Consider the following 21,240-nt stretch of genomic DNA (forward strand, 5'->3'; position numbering starts at 1 on the left):
AAATACCCGAGGGTTTAGTCCTATACTATTAAACTTGTGTTAAAATAAATTAAGACCTTACAAAATCTCTAAAACACGCTCTGGTGGGCGACCTACCACCGCTTTCTGCCCCTTTATTGCAATGGGACGCTCGATTAACTTAGGGTATTCCACCATAGCGTTTATGACTTCTGCATCGGTGAGGTCTTTCCCTTTGAATTTATCTTTCCAAATCGATTCGTTTTTTCGAACCAACTCAATAGGAGCAATTCCCAATAAAGCAATCAATTCCGTCAACTTTTGAGGTGTAGGAGGAACTTGTAAGTACTTAATAATCGTTACATCCTCATCTTTATCTTCGAGGAGCTTTAAGGCTTCCCTTGATTTTCGACATCTAGGGTTGTGGTAATAGGTAATCATAGACGATACTTCTTAATTAGATTTTTGTAACTGTTCCAATTCTAGGGAATAATCGTGCTGTAAATCTTCATGAAGCTTTTCAATCCGTTTGGAAATCAAAGCTAGCTGTCGATTGTATAGGTTTGTTAGTGTCTTATTCTTAAATATAGATGGTTTAAAGGTCTGTAGTTTTCGACAGAAATACAACAATAATTCTACCTCTGTTTCAGGACGTTGCGAATACCGGATGTATTTTTTTGTCTGTCGAAGCAATTTTCGAATCGTTTTCTTCGCATAATAATAGTTGGTTGTATTGACCGTTTCAAAACCTTCATCTAAATGCCGCTTCACCGAATCAATATAACCTGGTTCGTAATCGGAGTCGAACAGGAGATAACTCAGAAGCTCTTTGTTTTCTTTTTTGAATTTCGCCATGCGAAGCACTAACGCTTCCAATTCTGCAGGAGAACGATGTGTAAGGTCTTTTCGAATTTGGGCAATGGAAGCTGGCTTCATATCGCACAAATGTATGAGTTTTGTTGAAACTGTATCTTTATGAAGTGTATTCCTTCATAGATATAGTATTTCTGATTTTCCACAGCGCAATTGTGCTATTCAATATATTCGGATGGATATGGAAGCGGACACGCCGTTGGAACCTTTACCTATTGTTACTAACCGGTGCATCCTGGGGAATTTTGGGCATCTGGTACGGTTTCGGATATTGTCCCTGCACCGATTGGCACTGGAATGTCCTTCGGGAAATGGGAAAGGAGCCTAACACACCTTCCTATATCGGCTATTTATTGAATCGTATTCTCGGTATGGATATATCCGCAGTGGTGGTCGATCATCTAACGCTTTGGACCTATGTCGCAGCTTTGATTATCTCAATCATGTTGAATATAAAAGATTGGCGTCGGCGTAAAAAAGCTTAAAGTTCATCTGCTTTCTCATCTTTTTGCCCCATCATCATCAAATACGCCTTCAAAAACTCATCGATGTCACCATCGAGCACCGCATCGGTATTTCCGGTTTCATGACCCGTACGAACATCTTTTACGAGCTTGTACGGGTGAAGCACATAATTTCGGATCTGCGAGCCCCATTCAATGGCCATTTTGCTATCTTCAATCTCCGCTCGTTGTGCCTGCTGCTTCCGAAGTTCGATTTCATATAATTGCGACTTCAACATCTGCATGGCCTTTTCGCGGTTCTCCAACTGACTACGGGTTTCAGAATTATGAATTACGATACCGCTAGGTTTGTGGGTAAGGATGGCTTTGGTTTCAACCTTATTCACATTTTGCCCACCCGCACCGCTACTTCTTGCAAAATCCCAGGAAATATCGGCTGGATTGATATCGATTTCAATAGTTTCATCGGCCAATGGATAGACGTATACACTCACAAAACTGGTATGTCGCTTTGCATTGCTATCAAAAGGGGAGATACGTACCAAACGATGCACCCCGTTTTCACCTTTTAGCCAACCAAAGGCAAATTCCCCATCAATTTCAAGCGTCACCGTTTTTACACCAGCTACGTCGCCTTCCTGATAGTTCAACTCCTTCACCTTAAAACCGTTGCTTTGCGCCCACATCAAATACATCCGCATGAGCATTTGGGCCCAGTCGCAGCTTTCGGTACCGCCCGCACCAGCGGTTATTTGAAGTACGGCACTTAAATCGTCGCCCTCTTCACTTAGCATATTGCGAAACTCTAAAGCCTCGATAGCTTCCAAGGCTTTCTGATAGCGGTTTTCGACGTTTTCGGCCTCTCCTTCACCTTCCTTGAAAAATTCGTAGATTACCTCGGCATCGTCGGTTAAGGTGATGGCATTTTCGTATTCCTCGACCCACTTCTTCTTGTTCCGAAGTTGTTTCATAAAGGCTTCCGCCTCCTGTGGATTGTCCCAAAAGTTTGGGTCGTAGGTTTTTTCCTCTTCGTTCTGTATCTCTATGCGTTTCTTGGCAATGTCAAAGATACCCCCTTAACGCATCCAGGCGATTTCTAAGATCGGTAAGCTGATCGGTTGTAACCATATTAATTGCTGCAGTTGCAGGATTTTTTCTGTTGAAGAACAAAAATAGAATTAAGTTTTTCAGCTAAAAAGGAAAATAGCGCTATTTTTAGAAGTGGTTCCTTTTCTGAAAGAGAACCCTTATTTAAAACCCATTGTATGAAAACACTATCAAAAATTCTTTTTTTCTGCTTATTGTTAGGAATTTTTCAACCCTCCGTCGCGCAAGAAGGAAACACGGAGTTGAAGGCAACTGTTGAAACCTTCACCCAACAACTGAAAGCAGAAGGAGCGAACCTTATTTTTTATGTAGATCAATTCTGTTTGGGAAAAACGGAAATTTTCAAGGTTCGGAATAACCAAAACTGTATCGTTTCACCTACCTATCATTCTTATTATGTGTTTTGGCAAAAGGGAAATGAACAGTACCTGCAACGTATCGATAAGTGCGGACGTTTTCAGAAAATACCCTTGGAGGACAATGAAATATTTGAAACGGTTAGCATGAACATGACGAATTTAAAGAATGAAACTATTTTACCATATAAAAAGCAGCGGCCCGATACTGGACCTACATCTAGCACAGAGACGTATCCGTGTCGCCGCAACTATAAATTCATAAAAGAAAACAGTAGTTTTGAGCGTCAATTTATGCTGTATGACATCAGTTCGATGGAAGACAATCCAAATATGAATTACGAGCATAACCAAGGCCTATCAATCGTTCAGCTTGAGAATATGTTAGATGAATTCATTGAAGAAATACAAAACGACTTTATAAGACTTTAAACTATATGAAATACCCCATAATCGATCTTCGTAGCGATACCGTAACCAAACCTACGCCAGAAATGCTTACTGCCATGATGGAAGCCGAGGTAGGCGACGATGTCTATAAAGAGGATCCGACCGTAAACAAACTGGAACACTATGCTGCCGAACTATTTGATATGGATGAAGCCCTGTATTTCCCAACCGGAAGTATGGCAAACCAGGCAGCGATAAAACTTCATACGCAACCGGCCGAGCAATTAATCTGCGATAAATGGGCGCATGTGTATAATTATGAAGGTGGCGGCGTTTCCTTTAACAGCGGTGTTTCCTGTAAGCTAGTCGACGGCAATAGAGGAATGATTACTGCCGAACAGGTACAGGAAAATATCAACCCACCCGATTTTTATCATAGTCCATTAACAACTTTGGTCTGTTTGGAAAACACGACAAATAAAGGCGGTGGCGCCTGCTACGATTTTGAAGAAATAAAGCGAATCCGTAAGGTATGCGATGAAAACGGGTTGGGCCTTCACTTGGATGGCGCTAGACTTATGAATGCTATTGCAGCAAAAAAAGAAGATCCGAATGCGTACGGAAAAATCTTTGACACGCTAACCGTATGTTTAAGCAAGGGACTGGGAGCTCCCATGGGAACGGTTTTGATAGGAAAAAAGGAATTGATGCAAAATGCTATGCGGGTGCGAAAAGTGTTGGGTGGCGGAATGCGCCAGGTTGGCTTTATGGCCGCCGCTGGACTTTTTGGATTGAAAAATCATGTTAATAGAATGGGGGAAGACCACCATCGCGCTACTGAGTTGGCTAAAAAGCTAGAAGAACAATCCTATGTTTTGAAGGTAGAGCCAACGGAGACCAATATTGTCATCTTTTATCTTCAACAATCCCATCGAGAGAATGAATTCCTGCAGTTTTTTGAAGAAAGAGGTGTACGCATGAGCGCTATGGGACAGGGAAAGTTGCGAATGGTGACACATTATGATTACACGGGCGACATGCATGCACGTGTATTGGAATTGCTTGAAAATTTTGAATAAAAAAACTCCTGAATAAAATTCAGGAGTCATTTAATTGGGGTAGAGGAGAAATAATATACTATTCCAGTTCCTTTACTTCTGCTCCGGGAGCATTTTTTGCTACCGACTCAATACCGTTGTTCATTCCGCTTTCGGAAGAATACATTTGACTGCTGCCTACAATCTGTCCGTTAGACGATTTTAGGTTGAAGTGAAACTTTCCATTCTTCGCGGTTTTACGCTCAAAATGGTTACTATCGCCACAGTTTTTTTGTACAGATTCAATTCCGTTCATGGCCCCAGACTTCGAGGAATACATTTGGCTAGTGAGGATTACTTGGCCATTACTTGCCTTTAAGACGAAGTGGAATTTGTCTCCACTTTTTTTCAATTCAAACATAATATAGTATTAAGGATTAGACTTGATTCGGTTTTGAGTGTATAAATATCTGAAAAAAAAAGCAATTGTTAAAGTCTCACATTAAGAAGAACTACAAGATTTTCAACATGTTATTATAGGTTGTTAGGGAATTTCCAATTTTACTTCACTGAAGAATTATTTTATATCTTTTTTGGCATACATTATGTTTTAGATAATGTAAATTAGGGCATTATGAAAAAGTTTGTGTTTATTCTGCTAGTCGCGTTTACGACGATAGGTTTTTCTCAACAAGATGAGCGAGATACTAATTTATCATGGATTACAAATGTTGAGGAAGCTGTGAAAATTTCAACCGAAGAGGAGAAACCTATTTTGCTATATTTTACCGGCAGCGATTGGTGTGCGCCTTGTAAAATGTTGAAAGAGGATTTTTTCGAAAGTGAAGCCTTTCAACAACGAGCAAATGATATGGTTTTGGTCTTGATCGATTACCCAAGAAGAATGGATGTAATCTCCACCGAACAATTGAACTACAACAAGACAATAATTGCTAAATACAATAAGGAACGAACCTTTCCGAAGGTTTTGATGTTAGATTCGAAAGGGAAGGAGCTCGACCGTATTTCAGGCTATAGTCCGCTGCGCGATACCAAAAACCACTTCGATTTTATCGATCAATATTTAAAATAACAGCATAAAAAAGCCCGGCCTAAGAGTTGCCGGGCTTTTTACTTTTTAAGCTTTCTATTTGAACATATCCAATCCAGGAATGTTCGGCATACCTTCCTTCGCTACCGCAGCGATTTCCGCTTCATTGATCTCAGTCGCCTTTGCGATCGCCTTATTTAATGTTACTATTAGATAATCCTCCAATTGCTCTTTATCTTCCAACAAGCTGTCATCGATATCAATTGACTTCAATTCGCGATTGGCTGTTAAGGTTACTTTCAACAACCCATCGTTACTCTTTTCATCTACCATCACGGTATTCATTCGCTTTTTGGTCGCTTCCACTTTTTCTTGGGCTTCTTTCAATTTGCCCATCATATCTCCAAACATAATTTTCTGAATTTTTATTTCTGCAAATTTACTACTTTGCAGTCAAATCCCTAACCAATTCGACCTATGAAACCATTTCTAACCCTTATTTTTGCCACACTTTTGCTGACCGCAGCATGCAAGGAAAAAGAAACGTCAAAAAATTCTATGGAGATTGTACCGCCTAAGGCTGAAAAGATTGCCAAAACATTGGAAATTCATGATAACATTCGTGTCGATAACTATTATTGGTTGAACGATCGGGAGAATGAGGAAGTCATCGATTATCTAGAACGCGAGAACGATTATTACGAAAAAATGACGTCGCATACCGAACATTTCAAAAAAGATCTGTTCGAAGAGATGAAGTCGCGTATCAAGGAAGACGACGAATCGGTGCCGTATTTCTACAATGGATACTATTATATCACGCGCTACGAGCAAGGAAACGACTATCCGATTTATTCTCGTAAAAAGGGTTCACTTGATGCTGAAGAAGAACTTCTCTTCAATGTGAACGATATGGCGAAGGACTATTCCTACTATAGCCTACGTGGCATTAATGTGAGTCCAAACAATCGCTATGTTGCTTTCGGCGTGGATACCTTAAGCCGAAGAAAATACACGATCTATATTAAAGACTTGAAGACAGGTGAAATTTCCTCGGAAGCAATTCCACTAACCACCGGAAGCTCTACCTGGGCGAACGATAACAAAACATTATTCTATGCTAGAAAGGATCCGCAAACCCTTCGTAGCAATCAAATTTTTAAGCATAAGCGCGGTACCGATGTAGGGGAGGATGAAATCGTGTATACAGAAGAGGATGAAACTTTCAATACCTACGTCTATAAATCGAAAAGTGAAAAGTACCTGATTATTGGCAGCAATAGTACGCTTACTTCAGAATATCAAATCTTGGATGCCAATACACCCGATAAGGAATTTAGGGTGTTTCAACCAAGGGTGCGCGGACTGGAATATGGAATTTCGCACTATGATGACCATTTCTATATTCTTACCAATATGGATGGAGCGACGAACTTTCAGGTGATGAAAACACCAGAAAATGCTACTTCCAAAGAAAATTGGACCCCTGTAATCGAGCACCGCGACGATGTGTTGGTTGAAGATATCGATATTTTCAAGGAGTATCTCGTTATCAGTGAACGGAACAATGGCTTGAACAAAATTCGGATTATGCCGTGGGATACGTCAAAAGAGAATTACTATCTGCCTTTCGACAATGAAACCTATACCGCCTATACGATACAGAATAGGGAATTCGATACTGATATTCTGCGCTACAGCTATACATCGATGACAACGCCGGCTTCCATTATCGATTTCAATATGGAAACCAAGGAAAAAGAAGTGAAGAAAGAAGTTGAAGTATTGGGCGGCAACTTCAACAAAGATAATTACGAGTCGAAACGCCTTTGGGCGATGGCCGATGACGGAACGAAAGTGCCGATTTCATTGGTGTACCGAAAGGGAATAAAGCGAGATGGCAAGAACCCATTGTTGCTATATGGCTATGGCTCTTATGGTTCAACCATCGATCCCTATTTTTCTTCCGTTAGATTAAGCCTACTGGATCGTGGCTTCATCTTCGCCATTGCACATGTAAGAGGAGGAGAGTATCTTGGGCGACAGTGGTACGAAAATGGAAAACTTCTTCATAAGAAAAACACTTTTACTGACTTTGTTGGTGCTTCGGAGTATTTAATTGAAGAAGGCTATACCTCTGCCAATCACCTCTACGCTTCTGGCGGCTCTGCAGGCGGATTGTTGATGGGCGCTATCGTAAATATGGCCCCACAACTATACAATGGTGTTATTGCTGCTGTTCCGTTTGTTGATGTGGTGACAACCATGTTGGATGACAGTATTCCGCTCACCACAGGTGAATATGACGAATGGGGAAACCCTAATAATCCCGAATTCTATGAGTACATTAAATCGTATTCGCCTTACGACAATGTGAAGGCGCAAGAATATCCGAATATGCTAGTAACTACTGGACTTCACGATTCGCAAGTTCAATATTGGGAACCCGCAAAATGGGTGGCAAAATTGCGGGATATGAAGACGGACAATAATATCTTATTGTTACATACCAATATGGATGCCGGTCACGGTGGCGCATCAGGTAGATTCGAAGCGCTTAAGGAAGTTGCTATGGATTATGCGTTTATATTGGATTTGGAAGGCATAAAAAAGTAAATTTAAAAAATTCGTGTACCTTTGTCTCGGATTTTAGAAGTATGTCAACAGACAAACTTTTCAAAAGACACTCCCTTTATGAAGCAAGAAATACAAGCGCATGACAATGTCTTGGAATTGATCGGAAACACTCCGCTCATTCGTTTACAGCACATAACGGCGCAAATGAAAGGCAACTATTTTGCAAAGGTGGAAGCTTTCAACCCTGGTCACTCTGCCAAAGACCGAATCGCATTATACATCATAGAACAAGCCGAGAAACAAGGAATTCTTACCCCAGGCGATACTATCATCGAAACTACGAGTGGAAACACGGGTTTTAGCATTGCGATGGTTAGCGTTCTTAAAGGCTACAAGTGTATTTTAGCGGTTAGCTCGAAGTCTTCAAAAGATAAAATCGATATGCTTCGCACGATGGGAGCGGAGGTATATGTATGTCCAGCTCACGTGCCCGCAGATGACCCTAGAAGTTATTACGAAGTAGCAAAACGTCTTCATTCAGAGATAGATGGATCGGTTTATATAAACCAATACTTTAATAAGCTAAATATCGATGCGCATTATGCTTCTACGGGTCCTGAGATCTGGAAACAGACAAATGGGGCTATTACACATTTAGTGGCGTGCAGTGGAACCGGAGGCACAATTTCTGGTACAGCACGCTATTTAAAGGAGCAAAACCCAGACATCAAAGTCTTGGGTATCGATGCTTTCGGTTCTGTATTGAAAAAGTTCCATGAAACACGCGAATTCGACAAAAATGAAATCTATCCCTACCGCATAGAAGGCTTGGGTAAAAATCTTATACCGGATGCTACTGATTTCGATAGCATCGATTCCTTTACAAAGGTTACGGACGAGGAAAGTGCTCACATGGCACGTGAACTTGCCAAAACCGAAGGAATCTTCGCTGGCTACACCAGTGGTGCTGCCATGCAAGGACTAAAACAACTGGAGGAAGCAGGTGAATTCGATGAAAACAGCAATATCGTTGTTATATTCCCGGACCATGGAAGTCGCTATATGAGCAAGATTTACAGCGATGATTGGATGGAACAGCAAGGCTTCTTCGACTTTCAAGAAGAGAAAAAGGGAATTACCTACGTAAAATAAGTTATTTTCGGGTGATAAGCTGTTGATAATTCACGACTATCCTAGTCGTTTCCTATGCTATTATTTCTTGTTAGGCTGATTAAATTCCTTATTTTTGCCCCTTGAATTGAAATAATTCGTGTGCATGAAAGACTTATTCGATAAAATTTACAAGGATAAAGGACCATTGGGAAAATGGGCAGAGCAAGCAGAAGGCTACTTTGTATTCCCAAAATTGGAAGGACCAATCGGTAACCGTATGAAGTTTAATGGCAAGGAGGTCATTACTTGGAGTGTGAACGATTATCTTGGTTTGGCCAACCACCCCGAAGTGCGAAAGGTAGATGCCGAAGCAGCCGAAAAATGGGGTTCCGCTTATCCAATGGGTGCTCGTATGATGAGTGGGCACACCGATCTTCACGAACAACTTCAAAAAGAATTAGCGACTTTCGTTCATAAAGAAGCGGCGTACCTACTAAACTTTGGATACCAGGGTATGGTTTCAACCATCGATGCCTTGGTTGCAAAGGATGATGTAATTGTATACGATGTAGATGCTCATGCCTGTATAATCGATGGGGTTCGACTTCATCTAGGACAACGCTTCACCTATAAGCATAACGACCTAGAAAGCATTGAGAAAAATTTACGTCGCGCCGAAAAAGTAGCCCAAAAGACAGGAGGAGGGATTCTTCTTATTTCTGAAGGAGTCTTCGGAATGCGTGGCGAACAAGGGAAACTGAAAGAAATCGTTGCCCTTAAGAAAAAATATAACTTCCGACTTTTTGTTGATGATGCCCACGGCTTTGGAACGCTAGGTAAAACTGGCGCCGGAGCGGGAGAGGAGCAAGGCGTTCAAGATGGTATCGACGTATATTTCGCAACCTTCGCGAAGTCGATGGCAAGTACTGGAGCGTTTATTGCTGCCGATGAGGAAATAATCAACTACCTAAAATACAATCTTCGTTCACAGATGTTTGCGAAGTCACTGCAGATGCAATTGGTGGTAGGTGCTTTAAAGCGTTTGGATATGCTTCGAACCATGCCGGAATTGAAGGAAAAACTATGGGAAAATGTGAATGCCCTGCAAGGTGGCCTTCGAGATCGTGGTTTCGATCTTGGAACAACACAAAGTTGTGTTACGCCTGTATATCTTAAGGGAAGTATTCCTGAAGCGATGGCCTTGGTGAAGGATCTTCGTGAGAATTACGGAATTTTCTGCTCAATAGTAGTATATCCTGTAATTCCAAAGGGGCTTATCCTATTGCGTATGATTCCAACGGCCTCGCACACCATGGATGATATTAATGAAACTTTGGATGCTTTCTCTGCTATTCGTGAGCGATTAGAAAATGGAACGTATAAGCGTTTGTCTGCTGCCGTCGCACAGGCGATGGGGGAATAATGTTCCTCTATAAAAAAATAGAAAGCCACCGTTTTAGGTGGCTTTTTTGTTAAAGACTTTTTCTGAAAGTGCTTCGTTCTTTGTGCTTCACAGGATCATAGTCCTTCCATAATTGTTGTACCGCTTTGTTTTCGATCAACTCTGGATTGGTCTCTACCGTTTTAATACCCTTGTCGTTGAACAGATACTGCATTTCCTCGAAGATGATGGCTGTTACGCCTTTTCCTTGGTATTCTGGTTCAATCCCTATTAAATAAAAGGCAGCCGTATCGTTTTTACGTTGGGCTTGGAGAATATGATACCAACCCGTTGGAAATAACTTTCCATTCGCTTTTTTGAGAGCTTTGCTGAAGGAAGGCATCACGATTGAAAAAGCGATAAGCTTATCATTGCTATCCTTGATACATGTGATATAATCTGGATGGATAAAACTGAAGTATTTTTCTTTATAATAATCAATTTGATATTGTTGAATCGGAACAAATGTTTGAAGATTATTGTAGGTATTGTTTAACAATTCGAACATCTTATCAACATATGGTAGAATTTCCTTTTTGTTTTTGAAGCGAATAACGGAGAATCCGTAGCGTTCCTTGATCAATTTCGAAAACTTTGCCACCTTTTCTTTGATCACGTTTGGAATGCTCATCTTATATTCCACCCAGGTTGCCTGTTTTTCCCATCCCAATTGGCTGAAGTGTTCGGCATAATAAGGATGATGGTACCAGGTAATCATGGTGTTCATTTCCTGAAAGCCTTCTGTAAGTATGCCCGCTTTCTCCATATTGCTGAAGCCTACAGGACCTTCGGCGTATTCCAATCCTAATTCTTCACCTTTTTCAAAAACCTTATTAAGGAGTGCTTTGGTTACGTCAACGTCATCGATCACATCAAACCATCCGAACCGGATTTTCTTCTTGCCTATATCGTTTATTTCCAAATGATTGACGATAACCGCGATTCGCCCAACTATTTTGGAATTCCTTTTAGCGAGGTAGTACCAAGCTTCCGCATTTTTAAATACTGGGTTTTTATCTCGATTCAGGGTTTCCATTTCATCCTTAATTAAGGGTGGTACCCAATAGGGAGAATCTTTATATAAACTAAAAGGAAACGTCACAAATTGCTTCAGCTCCTTTTTCGATTGTACCTCGGTAATGGTAATCATAGACATCTATTCTTCTAACAAACCGCCGCCATCATCTTCAAAACCATCTTTACGTTGGTTTTTCTCTTTCTTCTGTTCACGGTATTTTTTGCGTTTTTCTCTTCCGGCTTTTCCTTTTTCCTCAATATATTCGTCTCTGTCGTGCATATCAAAACGATAGGCAACGCCCACTCTTCCGTAGAATACAGAAGGAGTGTCCTTAAAATTGATGGTAGCCGATAAATCTACGTGTAAATTCTCATTGATCAGAGCTGCAACACCACCTCTAAGTAATTGGTCGGCATAAAAATCACTCTTAAACCCTTGATTCTCCAAGAAAATGGAAAAATAATCATTTGTCGCGTGTGTCAATGTAACGATATATCCATAGGAGGGAAAGTCGGTTGTTATTCTATCCACCACGATATTCGTAACAAATACAAATCCACCAATCCAGTTGTTTTGGGTGGAAAGTACAAACTTCGGACTTAGCGTTCCCGTGGACTCAGGGGTATAAGGATTTTCAACTATGATGTCCACATTCAGCCCAGCATATACAGAAATAGCAGGTATAAGGTCTGCCCATTGAAAACGATTGTTTGCTTTCCAGCTGTATAAGTTTGGGCCTTCCGCCTCCATTTGGCGATAGGGATCATAAATCAGGTACTTGGCTCCAATGGTATTGCTCCTGAAATTTGCGAACGTATTTTTATCATCATCATCGGCAGTGGTTCGCAAGTCGTCGACAACATTGCGCTGGAAATCGCCGATAATGCTTACTTCTAACTCTTCTCTCCAAAAACCGTAACGGACGGCATAATCCCAACCAAAAATGGTAGCTTTCGTATCCAATAGGCGGTGTTCCTCGGTTCCATACCGAAGTCCGGTTTCAAATTGTAACACATTGGTGCCTACCGAAAATGCTCCTTGGGAAACACCTGGTCGGTTAGTGTTGATCATTTCAGTATACTGGGAAAAAGAAACGTAGGAAATAAAAAAGAAAAGTAAAGAAATGCCTAGTATACGGGTGTGCATAGCGGTTCGTTGGTTTCGTTCAAAGATATAAGAATTTATCATTTTTTTAATAGTTTGGGTTCGCCTTTTTCGTAGGCTATTGGTACTTTTGAAATGTTATGATGACTTTTTTGAAAACGGTATTAATAATCCTTTTGGTGTATTTTGGATTGAAATTTCTAATCCGATTGGCAGCGCCCTTTCTTATGAAGTATATGGCGAAGAAAGCAGGGGAACGGTTTGAAAAAGCGTTTCAGGGAAATTTCAACGATACTCAGAATGCTTCAAAAGAGAAAGAAGGGAAAGTTTCCATCGATAAAATGCCGCGGAAAGATAATAAACATCGTCAGGAAGTCGGAGAATATGTGGAATACGAAGAAATAGAATAACCAAATATATCAAGTAAGAGCAAGTCCGTTGTAAACGCAACGGATTTTTTTATGCCGTAACCGCAAAGCGGTATATTTTTGTTACTTTTCACTTTTCAAAAATAAACCTTGTTCATGGCGCAATCCCTTAAGAAACTAGTACCTCATATTATTGTTCTAGCGCTTTTTGTGTTAGCGGCTTTAGTCTATTTCAATCCTGTTTTACAGGGAAAGACCATATTCCAAAGTGATATCGTCCAATACCAGGGAATGGCAAAGCAGCTAAAAGATTATCGTACCGAAACTGGAGAAGAAACCTATTGGATCGATAATGCGTTTGGCGGAATGCCAACCTACCAACTAGGTGCAAAATACCCGCATAACTATATCAAAGATGTTGATGGATTGCTACGGTTTTTACCGAGACCAGCCGATTATCTTTTCCTGTATTTCCTAGGGTTCTACATATTGCTTCTTGTATTAAAGCTAGATTATAAATACGCATTTTTAGGAGCGCTTGCCTTTGGTTTTTCCACCTATTTAATCATTATTCTGGGGGTTGGTCATAACGCCAAAGCCCACGCCATAGCTTATATGCCGATGGTGCTAGCTGGTATATTATTAACGTTTAGAGGAAAATATTTGTATGGCTTTCTACTCACGACTATAGCTATGGGTCTTGAGCTGGCAGCCAATCACTTTCAAATGACGTATTATTTGTTACTATTAGTGATTTGTATTGGAATTGCTTATTTCATCGATGCCGTTAAAAAGAAATTAATACCGCATTATTTTAAAGCCCTAGGTATTATGGTGGTAGCTGTTGTTATAGCATTAGGGTTAAATGCCACAAATCTTTTAGCTACCAAGGAATACGCCGATACTTCTACCCGTGGTCAGAGTGAGCTGACCATTACTCCAAACGGCGCTCCGAAAGACAATACCGATGGGCTGGACTACGAATACATTACCGAATATAGTTATGGAATATTAGAAAGTTTCAATCTATTGGTGCCAAATTTTATGGGAGGTGGTTCCAGTGATGCCCTTCCAACGGATTCTGAGACGTATGAAGCCTTGGTAAAAATGGGAGCAGGACCACAGAATGCGGCTCAAATTGTACAGCAGCTTCCAACCTATTGGGGTGATCAGCCTATTGTGGCTGCTCCGGCCTATATTGGTGCTATCGTAATTTTCTTAGCATTGCTCGGCATTATATTGGTGAAAGGTCGTTTGCGCTGGTGGCTACTGAGTGCTTTTCTATTGAGTTTATTTCTCTCATGGGGAAAAAACCTAGAATGGCTTACCCAACTTTTTATCGATGTCGTTCCATTATATAATAAGTTTAGGGCTGTTTCTTCCATTCAAGTAATATTGGAGTTGGTGCTTCCGATTATGGCGGTATTCGGCATCTATAAATTCCTGAACGAATTTACTTCCGAAGAAGAAAAGAATAAAGCCTTGTATTGGTCAGGCGGAATTGTTGGTGGATTATGTTTATTATTTCTTGTTGGCTCATCCTTATTCGATTTTGCAAGTCCGTACGACCCAATGATCCGTGAACAGCTTGGTATTCAAGTGATGGATGCACTACGAGAGGATCGTGCGTCTTTAATGACGTCCGATGCATTGCGATCGCTATTATTGGTTCTTGGTGGTTTTGTGACGCTGTGGTTGGCTTCTCGTCAAAAACTAAAAACGACACCGGCAATTGGTGTTCTTACAGTGCTATTGCTAATCGATTTGGTTGGCGTGGATCGCCGGTATGTCAATAACGACGATTTTGTGGCGAAGCGGGTTATGGAGCAACCGTTTCAGGAAAACGCAGCCGACGACCAAATTCTTCAGGAAAATCCTGAGGGTCATTACCGTGTATACGATGCCGCTGGAGGTGGCTTCAATTCGGGTCGTGCAAGTTATTTCCATAAATCCGTAGGTGGCTATCACGCCGCGAAACCGGGACGAATGAAGGGTTTGAACGATTTCTATATTTCACAAGGAAATATTGGCATTCTAAATATGCTAAATGTTGGCTACATTATTGTTCAGAGTGAAAACGGACGCCCCTTTGCGCAACGGAATCCGTACGCAAACGGCAATGCTTGGTTTATAGAGAATGTCAAGCTAGTGGATTCTGCTGATGAAGAACTGCTACAACTGGATAGTTTGAATACCAAAACGACCGCTGTAATTCATTCGGAGTTTAAAGATATAGTACCCACTCAAAAAGTTGATCGAGACAGTACTGCCACGATTGAATTGGTAAATTACGCACCCGATCATTTGGTATATGAATCGTCGTCGACTTCACCACAGCTTGCTGTTTTCTCTGAAGTCTATTACCCACATGGTTGGAAAGTGTCTATCGACGGAACACCCGCGGAATATTATAGAGCCAATTATGCTTTACGAGCCATGACAGTTCCCGCTGGAAATCATAAAATAGAATTCAAGTTTGAACCGCAAGTTATTTCAACCGGTAGCAGTATCAGTTTGATAAGCAGTATTCTTTTAGGATTGCTCGTCGTTGGTGGAATATGGATTGGTTATCGAAATAGGAGTGAAGTAGCTACCAACTAAACATGAAACGGGTACTCATCATTACATATTATTGGCCACCCGCGGGCGGACCAGGAGTGCAACGTTGGTTGAAGTTCGCGACCTATCTACCAGCATTTGGTGTTGAACCAATCATGTATATACCTTCTAATCCGCACTATCCTATAATTGATGAAAATATTTCTGAAGAGATTCCAAAGGATATTTCCATTCTTTCACAACCGATAAAGGAACCCTATCGCTTTGCCAAATGGTTTTCCAAATCGAAAACGCAAAAGATGAGTCGCGGCGTGATTTCCTCTAAAAAAATGACGGCGATGGAAAAGTTGCTACTGTGGATTCGCGGTAACTTTTTTATACCGGATGCTAGGATAGGGTGGGTGAAGCCTTCCGTTGAATATTTAAAATCCTATTTAAAAGAGAATCCGGTCGATGCAATCGTCACTACAGGTCCTCCTCATAGTCTTCATCTTATAGGTGAAGCCTTGCAAAAAGCGACAACTATTCCTTGGCTGGCCGATTTTCGGGATCCCTGGACGACTATCCACTACCATAAAGATTTACAGCTGACGAAAAGTTCGGCGAAACGCCATCTTCAACTAGAGCAACAGATTTTGAATGCCGCCACCGCTATCACTGTCACCAGTCCGGGAACAAAGGCAGAGTTTGAAGGAAAGACAGATACCCCCATTCATTTGGTTACCAATGGCTATGAACCCGTGGAAGATATTTCTTCAAATTTGGATTCTCAGTTTACTTTGTCGCACATAGGATCATTACTAACCGATCGCAATCCTCATATTTTATGGGAAGTATTATCGGAACTTTCCACAGAAAATCAACTTTTCAAAAAAGACTTGAAAATCCAATTAGCCGGCACAATCAGCGAGCAGGTTATTGAAAGTATTAAGGTGAAGGGGTTAAAAGATAATCTCAACGTGCTTGGCTATGTTTCACATCGTAAGGCGCTTCAGCTTCAACATAATTCGCACGTTTTATTGCTGATTGAGATGAATCGTTCAGAAACGACTGCTATCCTCCCGGGAAAGCTATTCGAATATCTGGCGGCAAAACGGCCTATTCTAGCATTAGGACCGGAGGGAAGTGATATTGAAACGATTTTGAAACAAACCAACGGAGGTTATTTTTCAACGTATGCTGAAAAAGAAAAATTGAAGCATACAATTCTTCAGTATTATAAAAGGTATCAAGAAGGAACCTTGAAAATCGACTCGAAAGGAGTGGAGCGTTTCACCCGAAAAGCCGTTTCCAAAACGATGGCTGATATTCTTCAGGGGCTATAAACATGAAACCTCCCGCGCAGCCGAAGCGTTGCGAGAGGTTTCCAACCAACCAAAAAACTCTTATTAGTTTCCGCGTCCTCTTCTACTAGAGGAAGAGCGGATTGATGATCTATCGTTTGAGGAAGTACGGGAAGTACTCCTATTTGCCGACGAATTTCTAGACCTTTTGTTACTTGAGCGATTTGCACTACTTCCTCTAGAAGCAGTTCTAGTAGATCGCTTTACGGTAGCCTTTCTAGAAGTAGTAGAAGGTCGTGTTGCTTTTCGAGCACTTCTATTGCTTGACCGTGACTTTCGAACGGAACGATTTTCAGAACTACGTGTCGTCGGCCGACTTCTACGGACCGTTTTATCTTTACGGGCATCATTCGAAGATGATCTTCGAGCGATTCCTCTTTGCGAATCATTACGATCGCTGCGCGAAACCGTTCTTCTGGCATTATTGTCGCTACGTCTTACCGTTCTCTTTTGAGCGCTAGCTTTTCTCGTGTTTTGCTGAGTGCGTCTTGCATTTGCATTACGACGTGCTACAGTATTATTATTTCTAGCATCTCTTCTAGGATTGTTTCTTGCATAGCTATTTCTACGATTCGGGTTGAAATCCCTACGTTTCGCTACACGACCATCTTTATAATGAACACGACTTCCTGGCCTATGAAAATCTCGGCGTCCGTTAGCGTACGCTACTCGGTGACGGTTTCCATAAAAAACACGGTGTTGTCTCCACGAATATCTGATAGGACTATAGTATCTTCTATACGGATAGTCGTACACTATACAGCTAGAGTAAAAAGGTCTTGCATAATACACATGCCATGGTCGATAGATATAACGAGGCGTCCATACATTAATAAAGCCTGTGTAATAGTCGAAGTGACCATAATTATTATAGAATACTCGTAGTCCACCTACGCGAACGATACGGCGATCGTTATAGCGAATCTCGGTAGTACCTGCTTGAACAATACGACCAAATTCATCGTAGTAAATCGGAACATCCTCAACCTGAATTACGGCACCATAATCGTCATACTGAACGTATGCATCATAATTATAACCCGAGTTGAAGGAGATATTCACATTCGGTGTATTTACATTAACATTTACATTGTTACCACCACGATTTCCTAGGTATACAAAATCGAATTGACCATCGGGAAATACGGAAAACTCTACGGCTCCTTCAACAAATACGTAGGAACTTCCATCGTATCGATAACTAGTGGCTACTTCTTCGTTTGCGTTTGCTGTGGTTGGGAATATCATTCCGAGCATTAAGAACAAACTTGCTAAGATTACGGTTGCTTTTTTCATAACTGAGAATTTTAGGGTTGTACTTGTTTTATTTTTTTTGGTCAGCTTAGTACGCTTTAATGAAATCAACCATCGTGCCAAAAATATAAAACCCTTTATTTACAGGGGTTTTACAGTTTATTAGTACTGTTATTAAAAAGAAGAAGTCCGCCAAATTATTAAAAAATTTAGCGGACTATCTCAAATTAACCAACCAAAACTATGAGAGTATTACTTTAGTAATAACTCAATTTTATCTTTTCAAGCACTGTGCCAAAAATTAAAACTATACCTTTTCCTTTAAATAATGTGCGGTATGGGAATGTTTGTTCTTTACGATTTCCTCCGGGGTTCCCTGAGCCACAACTTCACCTCCTTTCAAACCACCTTCATGTCCAAGATCGATAATATGGTCGGCACATTTCACCAAATCCATATTATGTTCTACCACAATTACCGTGTGTCCCTTATCTAATAGAGCATAGAATGAAGCCAATAGCTTGTTGATATCATGAAAGTGAAGCCCTGTTGTAGGTTCATCAAATATGAAGAGTGCCTTGTCCTTAGTATCACCTTTCACTAAAAAGGAAGCAAGTTTTATACGCTGTGCTTCACCACCTGATAAAGTTGAAGAACTCTGCCCGAGTTGTACATACCCCAATCCAACGTCTTGTAAGGGCTTTAGTTTGCGGGTAATCTTATCTTCCTCATGTTCGGTGAAGAATGCCATGGCATCATCGACCGTCATGTTTAAGACATCATCGATATTCTTATCATGAAAGGTAACTTCCAATACTTCTTTCTTAAACCGTTTTCCATGGCAGGTATCGCACTCTAAATGAACATCGGCCATAAACTGCATCTCTACCGTGACTTCTCCTTCACCTTTACACGTTTCGCAACGGCCGCCATCTACATTAAAACTGAAGTGTTTAGCCTTAAAATTTCGAATCTTCGATAATTTCTGACCTGCAAATAACGACCGAATATCGTCGTATGCCTTAATATAGGTAACGGGATTACTTCTACTCGAGCGTCCGATAGGGTTCTGGTCTACAAACTCAATGGTTTTGAGCGAATCGAAATTCCCTTCCAATTCTGTAAACTGACCAGGTTTTTCACCATAGCCGCCTATCTTTCGAAGTAGTGCTGGGTAGAGAATACTTTTTACCAAGGTGCTTTTTCCGCTACCAGAAACCCCAGTCACGGCGGTAAAGACCCCTAAGGGAAACGCAACATCTATATTTTTGAGGTTATTTTGACGTGCACCGATAAGGTGAAGTTTCTTTTTGGAAGTCCGTCGTTTTTTTGGGACTTCAATTTCCATGTCGCCATTTAAATATTGTGCCGTTAGCGAATCAGATTTCAAGATATCCTCATAAGTACCTTCGGCAACAACCTTTCCACCATACGTTCCAGCTTCAGGTCCGATATCGATGATGGCATCGGCTGCTTTCATAATATCCTCATCGTGTTCCACCACGATAACCGTGTTTCCAAGATCGCGAAGGGATTTCAAAACACCGATTAACCGCTCGGTATCCTTGGGGTGTAGGCCAATGCTCGGTTCATCAAGAATATACATAGAGCCTACAAGGCTACTTCCTAGAGAAGTGGCCAGGTTGATGCGCTGCGATTCTCCTCCCGAAAGGGAGTTGCTCTTTCTATTTAAAGTAAGATAGCCCAAACCAACATCCATCAAGAAGGCAAGTCGATTGTTGATTTCAAGTAGTAAGCGTTTTGAAACTTCCGTGTCGTATTCGTTTAGCTTTAGGTTTTTAAAGAATTCAGCTACTTTTTCCAGTGGAAGTTCCACTAATTCCTGAATCGCTGTATCGCCCACTTTCACATAGCCTGCTTCTGGTCGTAGTCGCTTGCCTTTACAGACACTGCATCGGGTTTTTCCGCGATAGCGAGATAACATCACTCTATTCTGAATCTTGTAACTTTTGGACTCCAAGAAGGCGAAGAAGTCATTTAATCCCTCAAAATATTTATTACCATCCCAAACCAATTGCTTTTGCGCTTCGCTGAGTTCATACCAAGGTTTGTGTATCGGAAAATCGAATTTATACGCATTGTTTACCAATTGATCTCGATACCAGCTCATGCTATCGCCACGCCAGGGGAAAACAGCATTTTCATAGATAGATAGTCCTGTGTTCGGAATAACCAAGTCTTCATCTATTCCAATTACATCGCCATAGCCTTCACAATTCGGACAAGCACCATATGGGTTATTGAAACTGAAAAGATGAACGTTCGGTTCGGTAAAGGTGATCCCGTCCGCTTCAAATCTATTGTTGAATTCGATTTTCTCGTTGTTGGAAAGTTTTTCGAGGTATAATTCACCTTTTCCTTCATAAAAAGCCATTTCAACGGCATCGGCCAAACGATTGTAGAAGTCTTCATCTTCCTGAGTAATCACACGGTCTACTACCAGCTCCATTTCATCGGCATAATGATCATCTTTCAGTTCATCCATCCGAAGCACTTCATTTTTCAATTTTACTCTGGCATATCCTTGTTGAGCCAACGCTTGGACTTTATTCTTCATCGTTCGCCCTTCTTCCAAATGAATAGGAGCGACCAATAGCAATTTTTCGCGCTCGGGCAAGGTTTTAACAAAATTGATGACATCGGTAACCGTATCCTTCTTCACTTCCTTTCCTGAAACAGGGGAGTAGGTGCGACCGATACGTGTGTACAGTAACTTTAGGTAGTCGTATATTTCAGTACTTGTGCCCACGGTAGAACGAGGATTCGTTGCATTCACCTTCTGTTCGATAGCAATGGCTGGTGCAATTCCTTTTATAGCATCTACCTTCGGTTTATCCAAACGGCCCAAGAATTGTCGTGCATAGGACGAAAGGCTCTCCACATAGCGTCGCTGCCCTTCCGCATACAAAGTATCGAACGCCAGGCTTGACTTCCCACTTCCTGAGAGACCAGTAATTACAACCAATTTATTGCGGGGGATGGCGACACTGATATCCTTCAGATTATGAAGTTTTGCGCCTTGTATGTAAATATTTTCTTTAGTATTTATTGTAGCAGTCGTCAAAATTTGAAGATTTTTAGCTGTAAACCGCAAAGATACTACATCCGCGACTGCTTTACACGTTAACAATTACACGCTTTTTTAAGGATTTTTTTAGTTTTTATTTGCAATTCACAAATCTTTGTTGTTATATTTACGGCACTTA

Annotated in this window: 19 protein-coding genes; 10 read left to right on the forward strand and 9 right to left on the reverse strand. The window is 41.0% G+C overall.

Annotation, left to right across the window (positions count from 1 at the left end; genetic code table 11):
* Positions 1-57: 57 nt before the first annotated feature.
* On the reverse strand, positions 58-399 hold the full coding sequence (gene arsC / locus I4Q58_RS09365; RefSeq protein WP_203295615.1) for an arsenate reductase (glutaredoxin): 342 nt from the start codon (positions 397-399) through the stop codon (positions 58-60).
* A gap of 12 nt (positions 400-411) precedes the next feature.
* Positions 412-894 (reverse strand): hypothetical protein, encoded by a 483-nt coding sequence (locus I4Q58_RS09370; RefSeq protein WP_203295616.1) that lies wholly within the window; start codon positions 892-894, stop codon positions 412-414.
* A 20-nt stretch (positions 895-914) separates the two neighbouring features.
* Between I4Q58_RS09370 and I4Q58_RS09375 the strand changes: the two genes are divergently transcribed.
* Positions 915-1,316: a DUF2784 domain-containing protein gene (locus tag I4Q58_RS09375; protein ID WP_203295617.1), complete on the forward strand. Its 402-nt coding sequence runs from the start codon at positions 915-917 to the stop codon at positions 1,314-1,316.
* Here I4Q58_RS09375 and prfB read toward each other — a convergent pair.
* A protein-coding gene (prfB, locus tag I4Q58_RS09380; RefSeq protein WP_203295618.1) for a peptide chain release factor 2 occupies positions 1,313-2,423 on the reverse strand; the annotation gives its coding sequence in 2 pieces (ribosomal slippage) (positions 1,313-2,359 and positions 2,361-2,423; 1,110 coding nt in all). The genes I4Q58_RS09375 and prfB overlap by 4 nt on opposite strands.
* 137 nt (positions 2,424-2,560) lie before the next feature.
* On the opposite strand from prfB, the gene I4Q58_RS09385 reads away from it, so the two are divergent.
* Both I4Q58_RS09385 and I4Q58_RS09390 read left to right on the forward strand, forming a co-directional pair.
* A complete protein-coding gene (locus I4Q58_RS09385; RefSeq protein ID WP_203295619.1) occupies positions 2,561-3,190 on the forward strand; it encodes a hypothetical protein in 630 nt (209 codons plus the stop codon).
* 5 nt (positions 3,191-3,195) lie between these two features.
* Positions 3,196-4,227, forward strand: a complete 1,032-nt coding sequence (locus tag I4Q58_RS09390; protein ID WP_203295620.1) for a threonine aldolase family protein — start codon at positions 3,196-3,198, stop codon at positions 4,225-4,227.
* 58 nt (positions 4,228-4,285) lie between these two features.
* On the opposite strand, the gene I4Q58_RS09395 is transcribed toward I4Q58_RS09390, so the two are convergent.
* Positions 4,286-4,606, reverse strand: a complete 321-nt coding sequence (locus I4Q58_RS09395) for a YegP family protein (RefSeq protein ID WP_203295621.1) — start codon at positions 4,604-4,606, stop codon at positions 4,286-4,288.
* 213 nt (positions 4,607-4,819) lie between these two features.
* Here I4Q58_RS09395 and I4Q58_RS09400 point away from each other — a divergent pair, with 213 nt between their 5' ends.
* Positions 4,820-5,278, forward strand: coding sequence for a thioredoxin family protein (locus tag I4Q58_RS09400; RefSeq protein ID WP_203295622.1), 459 nt, complete (start codon positions 4,820-4,822; stop codon positions 5,276-5,278).
* A gap of 54 nt (positions 5,279-5,332) precedes the next feature.
* On the opposite strand, the gene I4Q58_RS09405 is transcribed toward I4Q58_RS09400, so the two are convergent.
* Positions 5,333-5,647, reverse strand: coding sequence for a YbaB/EbfC family nucleoid-associated protein (locus I4Q58_RS09405; protein WP_203295623.1), 315 nt, complete (start codon positions 5,645-5,647; stop codon positions 5,333-5,335).
* Positions 5,648-5,713: 66 nt separating this feature from the next.
* Here I4Q58_RS09405 and I4Q58_RS09410 point away from each other — a divergent pair, with 66 nt between their 5' ends.
* From I4Q58_RS09410 to I4Q58_RS09420, 3 genes are all read left to right on the forward strand, one after another.
* The gene (locus tag I4Q58_RS09410) at positions 5,714-7,852 is read left to right on the forward strand and encodes a S9 family peptidase (protein ID WP_203295624.1); all 2,139 of its coding nucleotides are present in this window, start codon (positions 5,714-5,716) and stop codon (positions 7,850-7,852) included.
* A gap of 78 nt (positions 7,853-7,930) precedes the next feature.
* Positions 7,931-8,965, forward strand: a complete 1,035-nt coding sequence (locus tag I4Q58_RS09415) for a PLP-dependent cysteine synthase family protein (protein WP_203295625.1) — start codon at positions 7,931-7,933, stop codon at positions 8,963-8,965.
* Between the two features lie 124 nt (positions 8,966-9,089).
* Positions 9,090-10,349 (forward strand): aminotransferase class I/II-fold pyridoxal phosphate-dependent enzyme, encoded by a 1,260-nt coding sequence (locus I4Q58_RS09420; protein ID WP_203295626.1) that lies wholly within the window; start codon positions 9,090-9,092, stop codon positions 10,347-10,349.
* A gap of 49 nt (positions 10,350-10,398) precedes the next feature.
* On the opposite strand, the gene I4Q58_RS09425 is transcribed toward I4Q58_RS09420, so the two are convergent.
* Positions 10,399-11,517 carry a GTP cyclohydrolase gene (locus tag I4Q58_RS09425; protein ID WP_203295627.1) on the reverse strand — a complete coding sequence of 373 codons (1,119 nt, stop codon included), beginning with the start codon at positions 11,515-11,517 and terminating at the stop codon, positions 10,399-10,401.
* A 6-nt stretch (positions 11,518-11,523) separates the two neighbouring features.
* On the reverse strand, positions 11,524-12,573 hold the full coding sequence (locus tag I4Q58_RS09430) for a transporter (RefSeq protein WP_236002882.1): 1,050 nt from the start codon (positions 12,571-12,573) through the stop codon (positions 11,524-11,526).
* A gap of 56 nt (positions 12,574-12,629) precedes the next feature.
* On the opposite strand from I4Q58_RS09430, the gene I4Q58_RS09435 reads away from it, so the two are divergent.
* The 3 genes from I4Q58_RS09435 (at position 12,630) to I4Q58_RS09445 (ending at position 16,741) form a co-directional block, all read left to right on the forward strand.
* Positions 12,630-12,899 carry a DUF4834 family protein gene (locus I4Q58_RS09435; RefSeq protein ID WP_317194059.1) on the forward strand — a complete coding sequence of 90 codons (270 nt, stop codon included), beginning with the start codon at positions 12,630-12,632 and terminating at the stop codon, positions 12,897-12,899.
* Between the two features lie 114 nt (positions 12,900-13,013).
* Positions 13,014-15,458 carry a YfhO family protein gene (locus I4Q58_RS09440; RefSeq protein WP_203295628.1) on the forward strand — a complete coding sequence of 815 codons (2,445 nt, stop codon included), beginning with the start codon at positions 13,014-13,016 and terminating at the stop codon, positions 15,456-15,458.
* A 2-nt stretch (positions 15,459-15,460) separates the two neighbouring features.
* Positions 15,461-16,741 carry a glycosyltransferase family protein gene (locus I4Q58_RS09445; protein WP_203295629.1) on the forward strand — a complete coding sequence of 427 codons (1,281 nt, stop codon included), beginning with the start codon at positions 15,461-15,463 and terminating at the stop codon, positions 16,739-16,741.
* Positions 16,742-16,804: 63 nt separating this feature from the next.
* On the opposite strand, the gene I4Q58_RS09450 is transcribed toward I4Q58_RS09445, so the two are convergent.
* Both I4Q58_RS09450 and uvrA read right to left on the reverse strand, forming a co-directional pair.
* Positions 16,805-18,055, reverse strand: coding sequence for a hypothetical protein (locus tag I4Q58_RS09450; protein ID WP_203295630.1), 1,251 nt, complete (start codon positions 18,053-18,055; stop codon positions 16,805-16,807).
* Positions 18,056-18,320: 265 nt separating this feature from the next.
* Entirely contained in the window at positions 18,321-21,098 is a 2,778-nt protein-coding gene (gene uvrA / locus I4Q58_RS09455; RefSeq protein ID WP_203295631.1) for an excinuclease ABC subunit UvrA, read from the reverse strand.
* Between the last annotated feature and the right edge of the window lie 142 nt (positions 21,099-21,240).

It is taken from the genome of Luteirhabdus pelagi (assembly GCF_016827595.1).
In the GTDB taxonomy this organism is placed as follows: domain Bacteria; phylum Bacteroidota; class Bacteroidia; order Flavobacteriales; family Flavobacteriaceae; genus Luteirhabdus; species Luteirhabdus pelagi.

Bases quoted from the DNA above. Each gene is read 5' to 3' on its own strand.
- arsC (WP_203295615.1), bottom strand. From the start codon at position 399: ATGATTACCTATTACCACAACCCTAGATGTCGAAAATCAAGGGAAGCC.
- I4Q58_RS09370 (WP_203295616.1), bottom strand. From the start codon at position 894: ATGAAGCCAGCTTCCATTGCCCAAATTCGAAAAGACCTTACACATCGT.
- I4Q58_RS09385 (WP_203295619.1), top strand. From the start codon at position 2,561: ATGAAAACACTATCAAAAATTCTTTTTTTCTGCTTATTGTTAGGAATT.
- I4Q58_RS09390 (WP_203295620.1), top strand. From the start codon at position 3,196: ATGAAATACCCCATAATCGATCTTCGTAGCGATACCGTAACCAAACCT.
- I4Q58_RS09395 (WP_203295621.1), bottom strand. From the start codon at position 4,606: ATGTTTGAATTGAAAAAAAGTGGAGACAAATTCCACTTCGTCTTAAAG.
- I4Q58_RS09400 (WP_203295622.1), top strand. From the start codon at position 4,820: ATGAAAAAGTTTGTGTTTATTCTGCTAGTCGCGTTTACGACGATAGGT.
- I4Q58_RS09405 (WP_203295623.1), bottom strand. From the start codon at position 5,647: ATGTTTGGAGATATGATGGGCAAATTGAAAGAAGCCCAAGAAAAAGTG.
- I4Q58_RS09410 (WP_203295624.1), top strand. From the start codon at position 5,714: ATGAAACCATTTCTAACCCTTATTTTTGCCACACTTTTGCTGACCGCA.
- I4Q58_RS09415 (WP_203295625.1), top strand. From the start codon at position 7,931: ATGAAGCAAGAAATACAAGCGCATGACAATGTCTTGGAATTGATCGGA.
- I4Q58_RS09420 (WP_203295626.1), top strand. From the start codon at position 9,090: ATGAAAGACTTATTCGATAAAATTTACAAGGATAAAGGACCATTGGGA.
- I4Q58_RS09425 (WP_203295627.1), bottom strand. From the start codon at position 11,517: ATGATTACCATTACCGAGGTACAATCGAAAAAGGAGCTGAAGCAATTT.
- I4Q58_RS09430 (WP_236002882.1), bottom strand. From the start codon at position 12,573: ATGATAAATTCTTATATCTTTGAACGAAACCAACGAACCGCTATGCAC.
- I4Q58_RS09435 (WP_317194059.1), top strand. From the start codon at position 12,630: ATGATGACTTTTTTGAAAACGGTATTAATAATCCTTTTGGTGTATTTT.
- I4Q58_RS09440 (WP_203295628.1), top strand. From the start codon at position 13,014: ATGGCGCAATCCCTTAAGAAACTAGTACCTCATATTATTGTTCTAGCG.
- I4Q58_RS09445 (WP_203295629.1), top strand. From the start codon at position 15,461: ATGAAACGGGTACTCATCATTACATATTATTGGCCACCCGCGGGCGGA.
- I4Q58_RS09450 (WP_203295630.1), bottom strand. From the start codon at position 18,055: ATGAAAAAAGCAACCGTAATCTTAGCAAGTTTGTTCTTAATGCTCGGA.